Here is a 13,423-nt window from a genome sequence, read left to right as displayed (position 1 = left end):
TCACATAGCCACAGGTGTATCCTGAATGAAATAAACAATAATTAATTTAGGGATATTCAAATGAAAATAAAATATATGGCTTTGGCTATTGGCGCCATTATGTCCTCTAATGTGATAGCAGCAAAAAATAATACCTCTGCCGATATTGACCAGCGCCTTGCGCAACTGGAGCAAAGATTAATTAACGCTGAACAGCGCGCCGCGGACGCTGAAGCGCAGATACAAACGCTTAAACAACAGCAAACAACGCCAGCAAAAACCGCGCCGGCGGTGAAAGTCGATGCCGCTGAGCCGGTCGCTCCCGGCGCGACTCCTACGAAACTTACGCTCTCTGGCTATGGCGACCTGAAGTTTTATGGTGATGTGGAATTCAATATGGATGGTGCCAGCGGTAGCGGTAGCCTGACGTCGGTAAAAACCTCTTCGAATAAAAACTGGGCGCCGGGTACTAAAGAACGTTGGGATATTAACGGCCGTATTCTGCTGGGCTTCGATGGTATGCGCAAAATGGATAACGGCAATTTTGCCGGTTTCTCCGCCCAGCCGCTGGCTGATATGACCGGTAAAATGAACCTTGACGATGCGGTATTCTTCTTTGGCAGGGAAGATGACTGGAAGGTGAAAGTTGGTCGTTTCGAGGCCTACGATATGTTCCCGCTGAATCAGGATACGTTTATCGAATATTCCGGCAATACGGCTAACGACCTCTATAGCGATGGCTACGGCTATATTTACATGATGAAAGAGGGCCGCGGCCGTAGCAGCAGCGGCGGCAACTTCCTGCTCAGTAAAACGATAGATAACTGGTATTTCGAACTTAATAACCTGGTGGAAAACGGCAGTACGCTGTTCCAGGACTCCAGCTATCACGGCAATACCCTGGAAAATGAGAAAAACGTCGCCTATTTACGTCCGGTGATTGCGTGGAATAGCGGTCGCTTCTCTACCGCAGTAGCGATGGAAAAGAACGTCGTGAAGAATGCTTACGGTTATTACGACAATCGCGGCAGTTGGGTCGACCAGTCGGACCGTACCGGCTATGGCTTGACGATGTCATGGAATGGACAAAAAACCGATCCGGAAGATGGGGTCACCACTAACCTGAACGTGGCCTATATGGATGCCTCCGATGAGAAGGATTTCACCGCAGCTATTAACTCCCTCTGGCATCGTTTTGAACTGGGTTACATCTACGCCCACAACAAAATCGACAAGTTTAACTCGGCTAATTATGTCTCTACCTGCGACGATGGCTGCTGGATCTCCAACGTGGGTGACTACGATATCCACACCATTCACGCATCGTACCTGTTCCCCAATGTCATGGATATGAAGAACTTCAACATCTACCTTGGCGCTTACGCCTCGTGGATTGAAGCGAAACCAACGGATGGCGACAAACATGAAGACTCCCGCTACGGCGGCCGTCTACGTTTCAAATATTTCTTCTGATCAAAGCAGAGCCCGCATTGTGCGGGCTCTGTTCATTATGCCATTACGCCTCCTGCGGAGGCTCGAGTTAACAGGACTACACCATGTTTGACAGTAAAGCGGGCACTCCGCTGGAAGGGTTTGCCGAATTTGCCACTGCCGCTGCCGCCGAAGGCGCGGTATTGCTGAGAAACGATCGCGGAATGCTCCCACTTAATCCTCTGCAGCCGGTTTCACTATTTGGCCGTACGCAGATTGACTACTATCGCAGCGGTACCGGTTCCGGTGGGGCGGTTAACGTGGTGAGTCGTACAACTTTGTTGCAGGCAATGCGGGAGCGAAGCGGGGGCAGGCTCAATGAGCAACTGGCCGCGCTTTACGAAAGCTGGATTGAACAACACCCCTTCGACAACGGTGGAGGGGGCTGGGCAGCGGAACCCTGGTATCAGCAGGAGATGCCGCTGGGCGATGAGCAGATTCGTCAGGCCCGCGCCGTCTCGACCCAGGCGGTTATTGTCCTTGGTCGTACGGCGGGCGAAGATCAGGATAATGCCGATGTTGAAGGCGGGTACCGGCTCACGGCCGATGAGAAGCACATGCTACACCAGGTATGCCGAGAGTTTGATGAAGTGGCAGTCGTGTTGAATACCGCCGGGCTTATCGATCTCTCATGGGCTGACGATCCGCTGCTGCGTCAACGCATTCGCGCGCTTCTGTATGTCTGGCACGGTGGCGCGCACGGCGCACAGGCCGCAGCCTCGTTGCTATACGGTGATGTGACCCCTTCAGGTAAGCTGGTTGGCAGCATTGTGATATCGCTGGACGATCATCCGGCATCCCCCTGCTGGGGTGCGGAAGAAAAAAATCTCTACCAGGAAGATATCTACGTTGGCTATCGCTATTTCGAAACCTTCTCTGCGCAGAGCCTGCAGTTCCCGTTTGGTTTTGGCCTTTCGTATACGCGTTTTACCCTGCAGTCTGCGCAGGCGGAGACCTTTGGCGACCTGATCAAGGCGACCGTCACCGTGACCAATCGCGGGGAGCGCTTCGCGGGCAAAGAAGTGGTGCAAATCTACCTCCAGGCGCCGCAGGGCGCGCTCGGCAAACCGGCCAAAGCGCTGGTGGCTTTTGCCAAAACTCGCCTGCTGCAACCGGGGGAAAGCGAGACCTTAACGTTATCAATTCCGCTGGAACGCTTTGCTTCTCTGGACGATAGCGGGGCGACCGGGCATCCACACTGTTATGTAATGGAGCCAGGGCTTTATCGCTTGCTGCTTGGTAACAGCGTGCGCGATCTACAGCCGCTGCCGGTTGACGGCGAGGCGGGGTACGCGCAGAAAACGCTGCGAATCCTCTCCTGCCATCAGCAGGTGCTGGCGCCGACGGTGCCTTTCGTACGTATAAAACCGGTCGCGGACGGCGATGATGGGCGCTATCAGATCGAGTGGGAGGACGTGCCGCGGCGGGAGATTAATCTGCGCGCGCGCATTGAGGAGCGTTTGCCAGAGGCTATCACCCTTACCGGCAACCAGGGACTGACCCTCAACGACGTGGCTGAAGGGCGTACCACGATGAATGCCTTTGTTGCTCAGCTGTCTGTTGAGGAGCTGGCCTGCCTGGTGCGCGGAGAAGGCATGTGTAGCCACAAGGTGACGCCCGGCGTCGCGTCGGCTTTTGGCGGCGTAGCCGACAGCCTGCTGGAAAAAGGTATTCCTCTGGCATCGACCGCCGACGGCCCATCCGGGATTCGCATGGATAACGGCGCGAAGGCCACTTTGCTTCCCAGCGGTACATTATTGGCCTCCAGCTGGGACCCGATCCTCGTGGAACGCTTATACGTGATGGAAGGCAAAGAGCTGCTGCGCAACGGTATCGACCTGCTGTTAGGGCCGGGGATGAACATCCAGCGCCATCCGCTGAACGGGCGTAATTTTGAGTACTTTTCCGAAGATCCACTGCTCACCGGGATGATGGCGGCGGCGGTGGTTCGCGGCATTCGCAGCGGCGGCGGGATTGCCACCCTCAAGCACTTTGCCTGCAACAATCAGGAGTTCGCCAGAGCCAAAGCGGATTCGGTGGTGTCAGAGCGCGCGCTGCGTGAAATCTATCTCAAAGGTTTTGAGTATGCGGTGAAATCCGGCGGCGCAAATGCGGTAATGACCGCTTATAACCCGGTCAACGGCCACCATGCCGCATCCAACTACGATCTCACCACCACCGTACTGCGCGAGGAGTGGGGCTTTCGCGGGATCGTGATGACCGACTGGTGGGCAACGATGAACGATCCCATCGATGGCGGCGCGGCGAGCACTCACAACACCGCGGCGATGATCCGCGCGCAGAACGACCTTTATATGGTGGTCAATAATAACGGCGCGGAAGTTAATGCGGGGGGAGATAATACCCTGGCGGCGCTGGCGACAGGCGAGCTAACGCTCGGTGAGCTTCAGCGCTGCGCGATAAACATCCTCGACTTTATGCTGCAGACGCAGGTCTTTAAGCGCGGGGAGATGCCGCGGGCGGGGATTATTCGCCTGGCGGCGGATCCTGCGTGCGATGGGGCCTGTCCTGGCGCAATTAAAATCGCCGAGCAGTCGCGGCTGCGCTACGACGAGGAGCTGGTGCTGAGCGTTGAGCGAACAGCGGTTTATGACGTGCTGGTGAGCGTTCACGCTAACGGTGCGCCGCTCGCACAAACCGCCTGCAACCTGCTGCTTAATGAACAATTTGTGGCGACGATCCAGACCAACGGTACGCTCGGTCGTGAGATTGTGCAGAAGCTGTGTCGGATTGAGCTACAGTCGGGGAAATATCGTGTAGGCTTTGATTTTATCAAGCCGGGTCTGGTGGTGGACTGGCTGGAACTCAAGCTCGTTAATGACTAATTTCCGTCTCAGGAGCCGCCGATGAACCGACGCCATTTTTTGTTTTTAAGCGCCGCCGCGCTGCTGGCGGGCGGTCGTCTTCGCGCCGCTGAAAGCCAGCAAACGATCCGCCTGTGGCCTGGCGTGCCTCCCGGCGGCGGCGGACCGGACGGCCCCGTTCGCTTATCGGCACGCGGCGCGCTAAGCCATATCGTCCAGCCTGAACTGACGGTATGGCGTCCCGCAGCGCCACACGGCCACGGCGTATTAATTGCTGCCGGCGGCGGCTATCGACGCATTGAAATGGCGAAGGAGGCCTGGCCCGCCGCGCGCTGGCTAACGATGCGCGGCTATACCGCGTACGTGCTGACCTATCGTCTTCCCGGGGAGGGGTGGCAAGCGGGCGGCCTTGCTCCGCTGCAGGACGCTCAGCGGGCGCTGCGCCTGATTCGTCAGCGGGAAGCCAAAGTCAGCCTTCTGGGGTTTTCCGCCGGCGGACATTTGTCGGGAATGGCTGCCTGTCGCGCCGATTTTGCCTCTTACCCGCCGATCGACGGCGTGGACGACACCCCGCCCCGGGCCGACGGCGCCGCGCTGATTTATCCGGTGATTTCCCTCGAACCTCCGTACACCCATACCGCCACCCATCGGCTCCTCGCCGGGCCTCACGCCGCGGAGGCGGTCGATCGCGCCTGGTCGGTACAAACCTGGGTCAGCGCGCGGACGCCGCCCTGTTTTCTGGTTCAGGCGGAGGACGATAATGTCTCCGATCCGCACAATACGTTGATAATGGCCGCCGCCTGCCGTCAGCATCAGGTCCCGGTCACCCTGTATCGTTACGCCAGCGGCGGTCACGGTTTTGCGCTGGGCCGGGCCGGTACGCCTAGCGTCGAGTGGCCCGAGCGCTACGCTGCGTGGCTCGCGGCGCGTTAGTATCGCGTGAATCGACTTGCCCCAAATTGGTGCGCTTTAAGCGAAAAACAGGCCATAAATAAGCAAAGCGTCTGATTGTTTTTTATTCAATTCAGCGCCATGGCATAACAGCGTAACGCCGCGCCGCCGCGCTGCGTTACCTGGCATAATTAATGCTTATCTCTTACCGGGATTACCTCAAAGTGAGTACAACCGGAGGAGACGGCCATGATAAAAATAACGCTTCCTGACGGGCATTATTATGATGAGATGCTTACCGCACAGGGAGAGCAGCGTCAGCACTATAACGCCTGGTGGCAATGGTTTCGCAGTACCGATCAATTCTCTATCCGGCAGAAGAAAGAGCAGGCGGAGCTGCTCTTTCACCGCATCGGCATCACCTTTAACGTCTACGGCGAGGATGAGGGCACCGAACGACTGATCCCTTTCGACAGCGTGCCGCGTATTATTCCCGCCGGCGAGTGGCAGCGAATTGACCGCGGCATCCGCCAGCGGGTGAAAGCGCTCAACGCTTTTCTTTACGATATCTACCACGATCAAAATATCCTTCGCGCGGGGCTGATCCCGGCCGAACAGGTGCTGGCGAACGAACAGTATCAACCCTGTATGCAGGGGATAAATTTACCCAATAACACCTACGCCCATATCACCGGAGTCGATATGGTGCGCAACAGCGACGGCCAGTACTACGTGCTGGAGGATAATCTGCGCACCCCCTCCGGCGTCTCCTATATGCTGGAAAACCGCAAAATGATGATGCGGCTGTATCCCGAAATGTTCGAACAGCACCATATTGCGCCGGTAGAACGCTACCCCAGCTATCTGCTGCAAACGCTGCGCGAAAGCTCGCCGGTGGACGATCCGTGCGTGGTGGTGATGACCCCGGGGCGGTTTAACAGCGCCTATTTTGAACACAGCTTTTTGGCCCAGCAGATGGGCGTTGAGCTGGTGGAAAGCGCGGATCTGTTTATTAAAACCGGGGCGGTGTATATGCGCACCACCGAAGGACCGCGGCGCGTGGACGTCATTTACCGGCGTATCGACGACGCGTACCTTGACCCGCTGGCCTTCCGCGCCGACTCCATGCTAGGCGTTCCGGGGCTGCTGTCGGTGTATCGCGCCGGGGGCGTGGTGCTGGCCAACGCCATCGGTACCGGCGTTGCCGACGATAAATCGATCTATCCTTTCGTACCGGAGATGATCCGCTTCTATCTGGGCGAGCAGCCGATCCTGAGCAATATTCCCACCTGGCAGTGCCGTAAGGCGGAAGATCTCAGCTACGTGCTGAGCAACCTTGAACTGATGGTGGTGAAAGAGGTTCACGGCGCGGGCGGCTACGGCATGCTGGTTGGCCCGCGCTCGACCAAAGAGGAGCGCGATGCGTTTCGCCAGCGCCTGCTGGCGAATCCGGCCAACTATATCGCCCAGGACACCCTGGCGCTGTCGACCTGCCCAACCTTTGTCGACGAGGGGCTGGCGCCGCGCCATATCGATTTACGTCCCTTCGTCCTTTCCGGCCAGGAGATCCGCCTGGTTCCCGGCGGGCTGACGCGGGTGGCGCTAACCGAAGGCTCGCTGGTGGTGAACTCGTCGCAGGGCGGCGGCACCAAGGATACCTGGGTGATGGAGGATGATGAATCATGTTAAGCCGCACAGCGAGTGAACTCTTCTGGATGGCGCGCTACCTTGAGCGCGCGGAAAGCTATGCCCGGGTGCTGGACGTGACCTGGAAGCTGTCGATGATCCCCCGCCACAGCCAGCAGTCACGGGATTTAGCCTTGCCGCTGAATCTGTCGCTGACTCATGAGCTGTTTCAGGCGCGGCACGCGCGTTTCACTATGAGCAACCTGCTTAATTTTTTCGCGCTCGACGGCAACAACCCGTACAGCATTTTCAGCTGCGTCGAGATGGCGTGGAACAACGCCCATGCGGTGCGCGGCAGCTTGTCGGCGGAGGTGTGGGAAAGCATCAACGCCACGCGCATTGAGCTGCGAAAGCTGCGCCAGCAGGGGATCGGCGAGCTGGGCAACGACGCTTTCTTTGAGTGGGTAAAAGAGCGGGTACATCTGTTTCGCGGGGCGATCCTCGGCACGCTGCTGCGTAACGACGCCCTGAGCTTTATCGGGATCGGGACGCTGATCGAGCGGGCATCCGCCACCGCGCAGCTGCTGTTGATTAAGGATCAGCAGCTGAACAGCGATCCCGATCCGGTACGCGAGTACTACCGGCTGGATACGCTACTTAATGCGGTCAGCGCCCGCGAGGCCTACAACAGCATTTACCGCCAGCCGGTCAGCCGCGAAACGGTGATGGAGCTGCTGATCCTGCGCAACGATGTGCCGAGATCGCTGAGAGCGAGTATTTCCGACCTCGTCGGGCAGCTGGAACAGATTGCCAACGACCGCTCGCACTTGCCGCTGCGGCTGGCGCACCAGCTCAACGTCGACCTGCGTTTCAGCACCCGCGACGATCTGGCGCAGGCCGATTTACAGGTCACCCTTAATGCACTGCTGGCGCGGATTAACGCGCTTTCCGACAGCATCAGACAAACCTATCTGGAGGCGTTATGAAACTGGTTATCGATCACCTGACCCGCTACGGCTACGATGAAGAAGTGAAGTTTTCGACCCAGTATCTGCGCCTGACGCCGCGCAGCAGCGGTCGGCAGAAGATCACCGCCTGGACGTTAACCCTGCCGGACGGTTCCGCCGTCGCCACCACCGACGCCTGGGGCAACGTGCTGCACGTGCTGACGCTGGATAATCCGCATAAAGAGATTACCATCCGCGCCAGCGGGATCGTCGATATCGCCGAAGAGGGGGACGACATCGGCGCGGAGCCGCAGGAGCTGCTGTCGCCGCTGGTTTTCTTGCGCTGTACGCCGCTCACCCGCGCTGACGGCCCGATCCGCGAATTCGCTCAGCGCTGGTATCAGCCGGAGGCGCAGGAGGAGAGCCTGAACCGGTTAATGGCCGAGCTGCTGCTGAGAATGCCCTATTCGCCGGGCGCCACCCAGGTGCAGGACTCCGCCGCCGATGCCTTTGCGCGCGCGAAAGGGGTTTGCCAGGATCACACCCACGTGTTTCTCGCCTGCTGCCGGGCGCTGGAGATCCCGGCGCGCTACGTCAGCGGCTACGTTTACAGCGATAACGCCGAGCACGTCGCCATGCACGCCTGGGCCGAAGTGTGGCTCAACGAGCGCTGGCAGTCGTTTGATATCACCAATAACACGCGCAGCCTGAATCAACATTTGCGGCTGGCGACCGGGCTGGACTATCTTGATGCGTGCCCGGTACGCGGCACCCGCCTCGGCGGCGGGGGGGAAATCATGTTAACTAACGCTGAAGTGCGCGAGCATTCGCAGCAGGCGCAGCAGCAATAACGGCAGGAACAAAAAACGATGACCTACTGTGTGGCCATGTGTTTGTCAGATGGACTGGTATTTGCCTCAGACTCCCGCACCAACGCGGGAGTGGACCATATTGCAACGTTTAAAAAACTGCACGTTTTCCATCAGGATGGCGAACGGGTCATGGTCCTGCAGTCGGCGGGCAACCTGGCCACCACTCAGAGCGTGATTAGCCTGCTCAGCGCCCGCATTCGCACCCAGCAGGAGCCTAACCTGATGCAGGTGACCTCGCTATACGACGCGGCGATGCTGATCGGCAAAACCTTACAGGAGGTGATTCAGCGCGACAGCAGCAATCAGCAGAACTGCGGCAATACCAACTTCAACTGCAACCTGCTGCTCGGCGGGCAGATCGCCGGCGAAACGCACCGGCTGTTTCATATCTATCCGGAAGGCAACTTTATTGAAGCCACGCGCGACACGCCCTATTTCCAGATTGGCGAGAGCAAATACGGCAAGCCGATTATCGACCGGGTTCTGACCATCGATACTCCCCTGGAGCAGGCGATGTGCTGCGCGCTGATTTCGATCGACTCCACCCTGCGCAGCAATCTTTCGGTGGGGCTGCCGCTGGACACCCTGCTGTACCGCAGCGGTAGCCTGAGCAGCGCCGAACAGCATCGGATCACCGAAAACGATCCCTATTTCAATACCATTCGCAAAGCGTGGTCCGAAGGGCTGCAGAACACCTTTCTGAAGCTGCCGCCGTTCACGCCGGGCGGCCACCATCAGGCGGAAAAATAACGCCCCGGCGTCATGCCGGTCATGGTGCGGAAGAAGTAGATAAAGGCGCTATCGCTGGCGAAGTCGAGCGCCTGCGCCGTATCGGTAATCCGCTCCCCGGTTGCCAACATCTCGACCGCTTTCATTAATCGCCACTGTTGACGCCACTGCTGGTAGGACATCCCGGTATCGCGGCGAAACAGTCGGCTGATGGTTTTTTCGCTGGCGCCGCAGCGGGCAGCGAGCGTCCCAAGCGGCGGCGGCAGCGCGTCGCCGCAAACCATCGCCAGCCGTTTATCCTGCGGCAGCGCGAGCATCATCGGCTCCCGCGCGGCGGCGCGAATTTCCGCCTGGCACAGGGCGGCGAGATGCCGCGCCGGCTCGGCCTCCCAGTCGGTATCCCAGGGGCTGGCGCTGATGCGCTCTAATAGTTCGCGCAGCAGCGGCACCACGTTGAGTATCGCCGACTGCGTTGGCAACTGAGGGTAACGCTGCGGCTGAAACCAGACGGAACGATAGTCGACAATGTTTTTCATCTCCGCGCGATGGCTGACTTCAGCGGGGATCCACGCCGCGCGCCCCGGCGGCAGCAGGCACAGCAGGGCGCCATCGTCGAGCGTTAAACGCACGCATCCCTGACGGGTAAACAGGATCTGCGCCATCTTATGCCGGTGGCTGCCGGAGTCGTGGTTACCGAGCGCCGACTGCACGCCAATCAGGCTACTTTTCAACGCATCCGGATCGAATGCCGCGTCAGCGTCAAGCCAGGCCATAATGTCTGATTTCCGATATTTAAAGTCATTATGTTTATAATGTTCGATAAACGGCTTCCCTACAATAGCGCCTCTTGTTAATCAGGAGGTGGATATGTTGGGACGTGCCGCGCTGGTGCTGGTGACCGCGCTACTGATGTTTCCGCAAATAGCGGAAACGATTTATAGCCCGGCGCTGACCGATATCAGCGCCCGTTTTTCCGTGAGCGCGCCGCAGGCGGCGCTAACCCTTTCCGTGTACTTTATCGGTTTTGCCATCGGCGTTTTGCTGTGGGGCGGATTCAGCGATCGCTACGGCCGGCGTCCGGCCCTGCTGGCGGGGTTAGGGGTTTACGCATTGGGATGCCTGATGGCGCTGTGGGCGACGGATTTTTCGCTGCTGCTGGCGGCGCGGATCGTCACGGCCGCTGGCGCGGCAACCGGTTCAGTGGTGACGCAGACGGTCCTGCGGGACTGCTATCGCGGGCGGCAGCTGGCGGGAATTTTTTCGTTTATCGGCCTGGCGCTGGCGGTGAGCCCGGCCGTCGGGGTCTATATCGGCGGCGGGTTGACCGCCCTCTGGGGGATGCGCGGCGTATTCAGCGCGCTGGCGCTTTTGGCCGCCGCGCTTCTGCTGGGCTGCCTGGCATTGATGCCGGAAACGCGTCCGCAAAACCTCAGGAGAGGGCCGTTTCTTCACGTGCTGCGGCGGATGGTGGGCGATACGCGTATCGCCCTGGCGGCAATCCTGGTGGCGGCATTTAACGTCAGCCTGTTCAGCTACTACAGCCTGGCCCCGTTTCTGTTCGCCCGATTCGATCTTGATGCCCTGACGTTTGGCTACAGCGGCATGGCGCTTGCCGCGGGTTCGCTGCTCGGCGCGCTGCTTAACCACCGGCTGCTGCGTCGGAATGTCTCGCTGGGGCGGATTCTCGCCATCGCCTGCATTCTGCACTTAGCCGGCGGCGTCGCGGTGTACGTGCTGCGGGAATCAATCTGGTTTGTGGCGCCGGTTGCGCTGGTCACCCTTGCCTGGGCCATGGCGATCCCGCTGGTGCTGGGGTCGGCGCTGAGCGCCTACGGCGACTGTCGGGGCACCGCCGGCGCCTTTTTCGGCCTGTTTTATTATGTCCTGATTGGCGCCGGTCTGCTGGCGGCCGGGTGGGGGCAATCGCTGGGGGCGTCGCTGCTGGCGTGCGCGGGCGTGAGCATGCTCGCCGGGTGGCGATATATCATCGTGCTCAACGAGGGCTAAGGTGATTTTCTGGCAAAGCTAAGCGATTTAAATTCTTTGTTATTTAACGCGTTATCTCACATCTTCGGAGGATCAAACGATAACGCGAAAAGGCAGTGGCAGGAATGGCAAAAAGCAGGTCGGTCTATCTGCATCCGCAGCAGCGCGAGCGGATTCATCAGTTTTCCCGTAGCTGGCTGTGGCGCAGCGAGCTGCCCACCTGGCTACTGATCGTTGCCGTCTACGGCGGCTGGTTTGCCTCGCTGGCCTGGTGGCGCGAGCTGGGCATTTTCCCCGCCACGCTGCTGCTCATCTGGTTCACCGCCTGGTATATGTCATTGCAGCATGAGCTTATTCACGGTCACCCCACGTCGCGACCATGGTTTAACCAGCTGCTGGGGACCCTGCCGCTGGCGGTCTGGTATCCCTACGGGCTGTACCGCGACTCGCACCTGGCGCACCATCATCATCATTTGCTGACGCAGCCGGTTGACGATCCGGAATCCTACTATTTTACGCCGCAGAGCTGGCAGCGTTTTGCCCCGTGGCAGCGTAGCCTTATTCATCTGCGCAATACGTTTATCGGCAGGCTGCTGGTGGCGCCGCTGCTGGATATTGCCCAGACGCTCGGCAGCGCGCTGGCGGCATTTCGACACCGGCGGGTGAACACAATAGCGATGTGGCTGGTTCACGGCCTGCTGCTGGCGGCGCTGTTCGCGTGGATGAATCACCTCGGCTTTTCGCCGCTTTACTTCGTGCTGGCTATCAGCTACCCGGCGCTGGCGTTGACCAAAGTGCGCTCTTTCCTTGAACACCGCGCCGCGGACGATCCGCTGGCCCGTTCGGTGATCAACGAGGCGGGGCTGGTCTGGCGGGTGCTGTTCCTCAATCTCAACTACCATTCAGTGCATCACGATTTGCCGGGGGTACCGTGGTACGGGCTGCGAAAAATCTATCTGCATAATCAGGCGGAGTATCAGCGGCGCAACGCCGGGTTTGTGGTGCGCGGCTACGGTGAATGGCTGCGGCATTTTTTTGCCAGACCGGTGGCGGTGAATGCCCATCCCGGGTTCAACCAGCAGGGTAAGGTGGATGAAGAGCATGAGTGAAAGGCTGGCGTTTCCGATGTACGCGGTGAATGACGAGGATACTCAGGCGCTCTGGCGGGCGGTGCGGCAGCTGCTGGCGGCCCGCGGCGTGGTGGAGGAGGATACGCTGTCGTATCAGGTACCTGAGGATCTGCTGACGCACTGGCGCCATCCGGCGCTGCTGTTGAGCCAGACCTGCGGTTATCCGCTGATGACGCGGCTGCCGGCAGTGCAAACGGTCGGCTGTTTTCACTATTCCGCGCCCGGATGCGAAGGGCGGAACTACCGCAGCCTGCTGGCGGTACGTGAGGTGGACGGTGGTCAGACGCTGGCGGATTTTCGCGGGCGTCGGGTAGCGTGCAATTCGCCGGATTCCCAGTCCGGCTATAACGTGCTGTTAAAAATGGTCGCGCCGCTGTCGCGCGATGGGCGCTTCTTCTCGGCGGTCGCGTTTAGCGGCAGCCATCGCCAGTCGCTGCGTGAACTTCAGCAGGGAACGGCGGATATTGCCGCCATTGATTGCGTGACCTGGGCGCTGCTGCAGCGTCATCAGCCGGAGGCGCTGGCGGGGCTGGCGGTGATTGCGCGCAGCCCGCTCGCCCCGGGTCTGCCGCTGATTACGTCGGCGACGATGTCCGCGGCGACGCTGGGGCTGCTGAGAGAGGCATTGCAGCAGCTGGTGAGCGATGAACGCTACCGGCCGCTTTGCGAAGCGCTGTTTATCTGCGGCTACAGCGATATGCGGCGCGCGGACTATCAGCCGCTGCTGGCGTGGCGTGATGAGGCGGCGGCCAGGGGCGTTGTGCGGCTGTAGGCGGCAATTTCCCCGGGCCGCGGCGCAAGCGCCTTGCCCGGGCTACCCGATCGCAGGCGGTTGTGAACCCGTAGCGCGGCTAAGCGCAGCGCCACCGGGAAGAAAACCGCAGCAAGGCACCCGGCAGCGCACCTTCTCCGGAGGCGGCGCATTGCGCCTGTCCGGGCTACCGATC

11 protein-coding genes are annotated in these 13,423 nt (G+C 59.6%); 10 read left to right on the top strand and 1 reads right to left on the bottom strand.

Annotated features, from left to right (window positions below; translation table 11 throughout):
* The first annotated feature begins 60 nt into the window (after nt 1-60).
* The 7 genes from ABLV30_RS21945 to ABLV30_RS21915 all read left to right on the top strand — a co-directional run bounded on the left by ABLV30_RS21945 (nt 61) and on the right by ABLV30_RS21915 (nt 9,381).
* Nucleotides 61-1,452 (top strand): carbohydrate porin, encoded by a 1,392-nt coding sequence (locus ABLV30_RS21945; protein ID WP_025106156.1) that lies wholly within the window; start codon nt 61-63, stop codon nt 1,450-1,452.
* A gap of 83 nt (nt 1,453-1,535) precedes the next feature.
* Nucleotides 1,536-4,316 (top strand): glycoside hydrolase family 3 N-terminal domain-containing protein, encoded by a 2,781-nt coding sequence (locus ABLV30_RS21940; protein WP_224384959.1) that lies wholly within the window; start codon nt 1,536-1,538, stop codon nt 4,314-4,316.
* A 21-nt stretch (nt 4,317-4,337) separates the two neighbouring features.
* Nucleotides 4,338-5,228, top strand: coding sequence for an alpha/beta hydrolase (locus ABLV30_RS21935; RefSeq protein ID WP_265800145.1), 891 nt, complete (start codon nt 4,338-4,340; stop codon nt 5,226-5,228).
* Nucleotides 5,229-5,435: 207 nt separating this feature from the next.
* Nucleotides 5,436-6,875 (top strand): circularly permuted type 2 ATP-grasp protein, encoded by a 1,440-nt coding sequence (locus ABLV30_RS21930; protein WP_014229793.1) that lies wholly within the window; start codon nt 5,436-5,438, stop codon nt 6,873-6,875.
* Nucleotides 6,869-7,798, top strand: a complete 930-nt coding sequence (locus ABLV30_RS21925) for an alpha-E domain-containing protein (protein WP_004103215.1) — start codon at nt 6,869-6,871, stop codon at nt 7,796-7,798. Before ABLV30_RS21930 ends, ABLV30_RS21925 begins: the two co-directional genes overlap by 7 nt.
* Nucleotides 7,795-8,610: a transglutaminase family protein gene (locus ABLV30_RS21920; RefSeq protein WP_014229792.1), complete on the top strand. Its 816-nt coding sequence runs from the start codon at nt 7,795-7,797 to the stop codon at nt 8,608-8,610. The genes ABLV30_RS21925 and ABLV30_RS21920 overlap by 4 nt, the downstream gene beginning before the upstream one ends.
* Before the next feature lie 18 nt (nt 8,611-8,628).
* On the top strand, nt 8,629-9,381 hold the full coding sequence (locus ABLV30_RS21915; RefSeq protein ID WP_032749981.1) for a proteasome-type protease: 753 nt from the start codon (nt 8,629-8,631) through the stop codon (nt 9,379-9,381).
* Here the strand turns inward: ABLV30_RS21915 and ABLV30_RS21910 are convergent.
* On the bottom strand, nt 9,366-10,133 hold the full coding sequence (locus tag ABLV30_RS21910) for a helix-turn-helix transcriptional regulator (protein ID WP_025106160.1): 768 nt from the start codon (nt 10,131-10,133) through the stop codon (nt 9,366-9,368). The two genes, ABLV30_RS21915 and ABLV30_RS21910, sit on opposite strands and share 16 nt — an antisense overlap.
* A gap of 94 nt (nt 10,134-10,227) precedes the next feature.
* Here ABLV30_RS21910 and ABLV30_RS21905 point away from each other — a divergent pair, with 94 nt between their 5' ends.
* The 3 genes from ABLV30_RS21905 (at nt 10,228) to ABLV30_RS21895 (ending at nt 13,248) form a co-directional block, all read left to right on the top strand.
* On the top strand, nt 10,228-11,367 hold the full coding sequence (locus tag ABLV30_RS21905) for an MFS transporter (RefSeq protein WP_049082698.1): 1,140 nt from the start codon (nt 10,228-10,230) through the stop codon (nt 11,365-11,367).
* Between the two features lie 104 nt (nt 11,368-11,471).
* Nucleotides 11,472-12,455 (top strand): fatty acid desaturase, encoded by a 984-nt coding sequence (locus ABLV30_RS21900; protein WP_148849324.1) that lies wholly within the window; start codon nt 11,472-11,474, stop codon nt 12,453-12,455.
* Nucleotides 12,448-13,248: a PhnD/SsuA/transferrin family substrate-binding protein gene (locus tag ABLV30_RS21895; protein WP_148849326.1), complete on the top strand. Its 801-nt coding sequence runs from the start codon at nt 12,448-12,450 to the stop codon at nt 13,246-13,248. Before ABLV30_RS21900 ends, ABLV30_RS21895 begins: the two co-directional genes overlap by 8 nt.
* The last annotated feature ends 175 nt before the right edge of the window (nt 13,249-13,423 follow it).

It is taken from the genome of Klebsiella sp. CN_Kp113 (genome assembly GCF_040064585.1).
GTDB lineage: Bacteria > Pseudomonadota > Gammaproteobacteria > Enterobacterales > Enterobacteriaceae > Klebsiella > Klebsiella michiganensis.
The sequence above is the reverse complement of the archived record's forward strand: the minus strand, read 5'-3'. Positions and strand labels throughout refer to the sequence as shown.

Excerpts from the sequence above, each read along its gene's own strand:
- ABLV30_RS21900 (WP_148849324.1), top strand. The coding sequence starts at position 11,472 with ATGGCAAAAAGCAGGTCGGTCTATCTGCATCCGCAGCAGCGCGAGCGG.
- ABLV30_RS21945 (WP_025106156.1), top strand. The coding sequence starts at position 61 with ATGAAAATAAAATATATGGCTTTGGCTATTGGCGCCATTATGTCCTCT.
- ABLV30_RS21935 (WP_265800145.1), top strand. The coding sequence starts at position 4,338 with ATGAACCGACGCCATTTTTTGTTTTTAAGCGCCGCCGCGCTGCTGGCG.
- ABLV30_RS21925 (WP_004103215.1), top strand. The coding sequence starts at position 6,869 with ATGTTAAGCCGCACAGCGAGTGAACTCTTCTGGATGGCGCGCTACCTT.
- ABLV30_RS21920 (WP_014229792.1), top strand. The coding sequence starts at position 7,795 with ATGAAACTGGTTATCGATCACCTGACCCGCTACGGCTACGATGAAGAA.
- ABLV30_RS21910 (WP_025106160.1), bottom strand. The coding sequence starts at position 10,133 with ATGGCCTGGCTTGACGCTGACGCGGCATTCGATCCGGATGCGTTGAAA.
- ABLV30_RS21915 (WP_032749981.1), top strand. The coding sequence starts at position 8,629 with ATGACCTACTGTGTGGCCATGTGTTTGTCAGATGGACTGGTATTTGCC.
- ABLV30_RS21930 (WP_014229793.1), top strand. The coding sequence starts at position 5,436 with ATGATAAAAATAACGCTTCCTGACGGGCATTATTATGATGAGATGCTT.
- ABLV30_RS21940 (WP_224384959.1), top strand. The coding sequence starts at position 1,536 with ATGTTTGACAGTAAAGCGGGCACTCCGCTGGAAGGGTTTGCCGAATTT.
- ABLV30_RS21895 (WP_148849326.1), top strand. The coding sequence starts at position 12,448 with ATGAGTGAAAGGCTGGCGTTTCCGATGTACGCGGTGAATGACGAGGAT.
- ABLV30_RS21905 (WP_049082698.1), top strand. The coding sequence starts at position 10,228 with ATGTTGGGACGTGCCGCGCTGGTGCTGGTGACCGCGCTACTGATGTTT.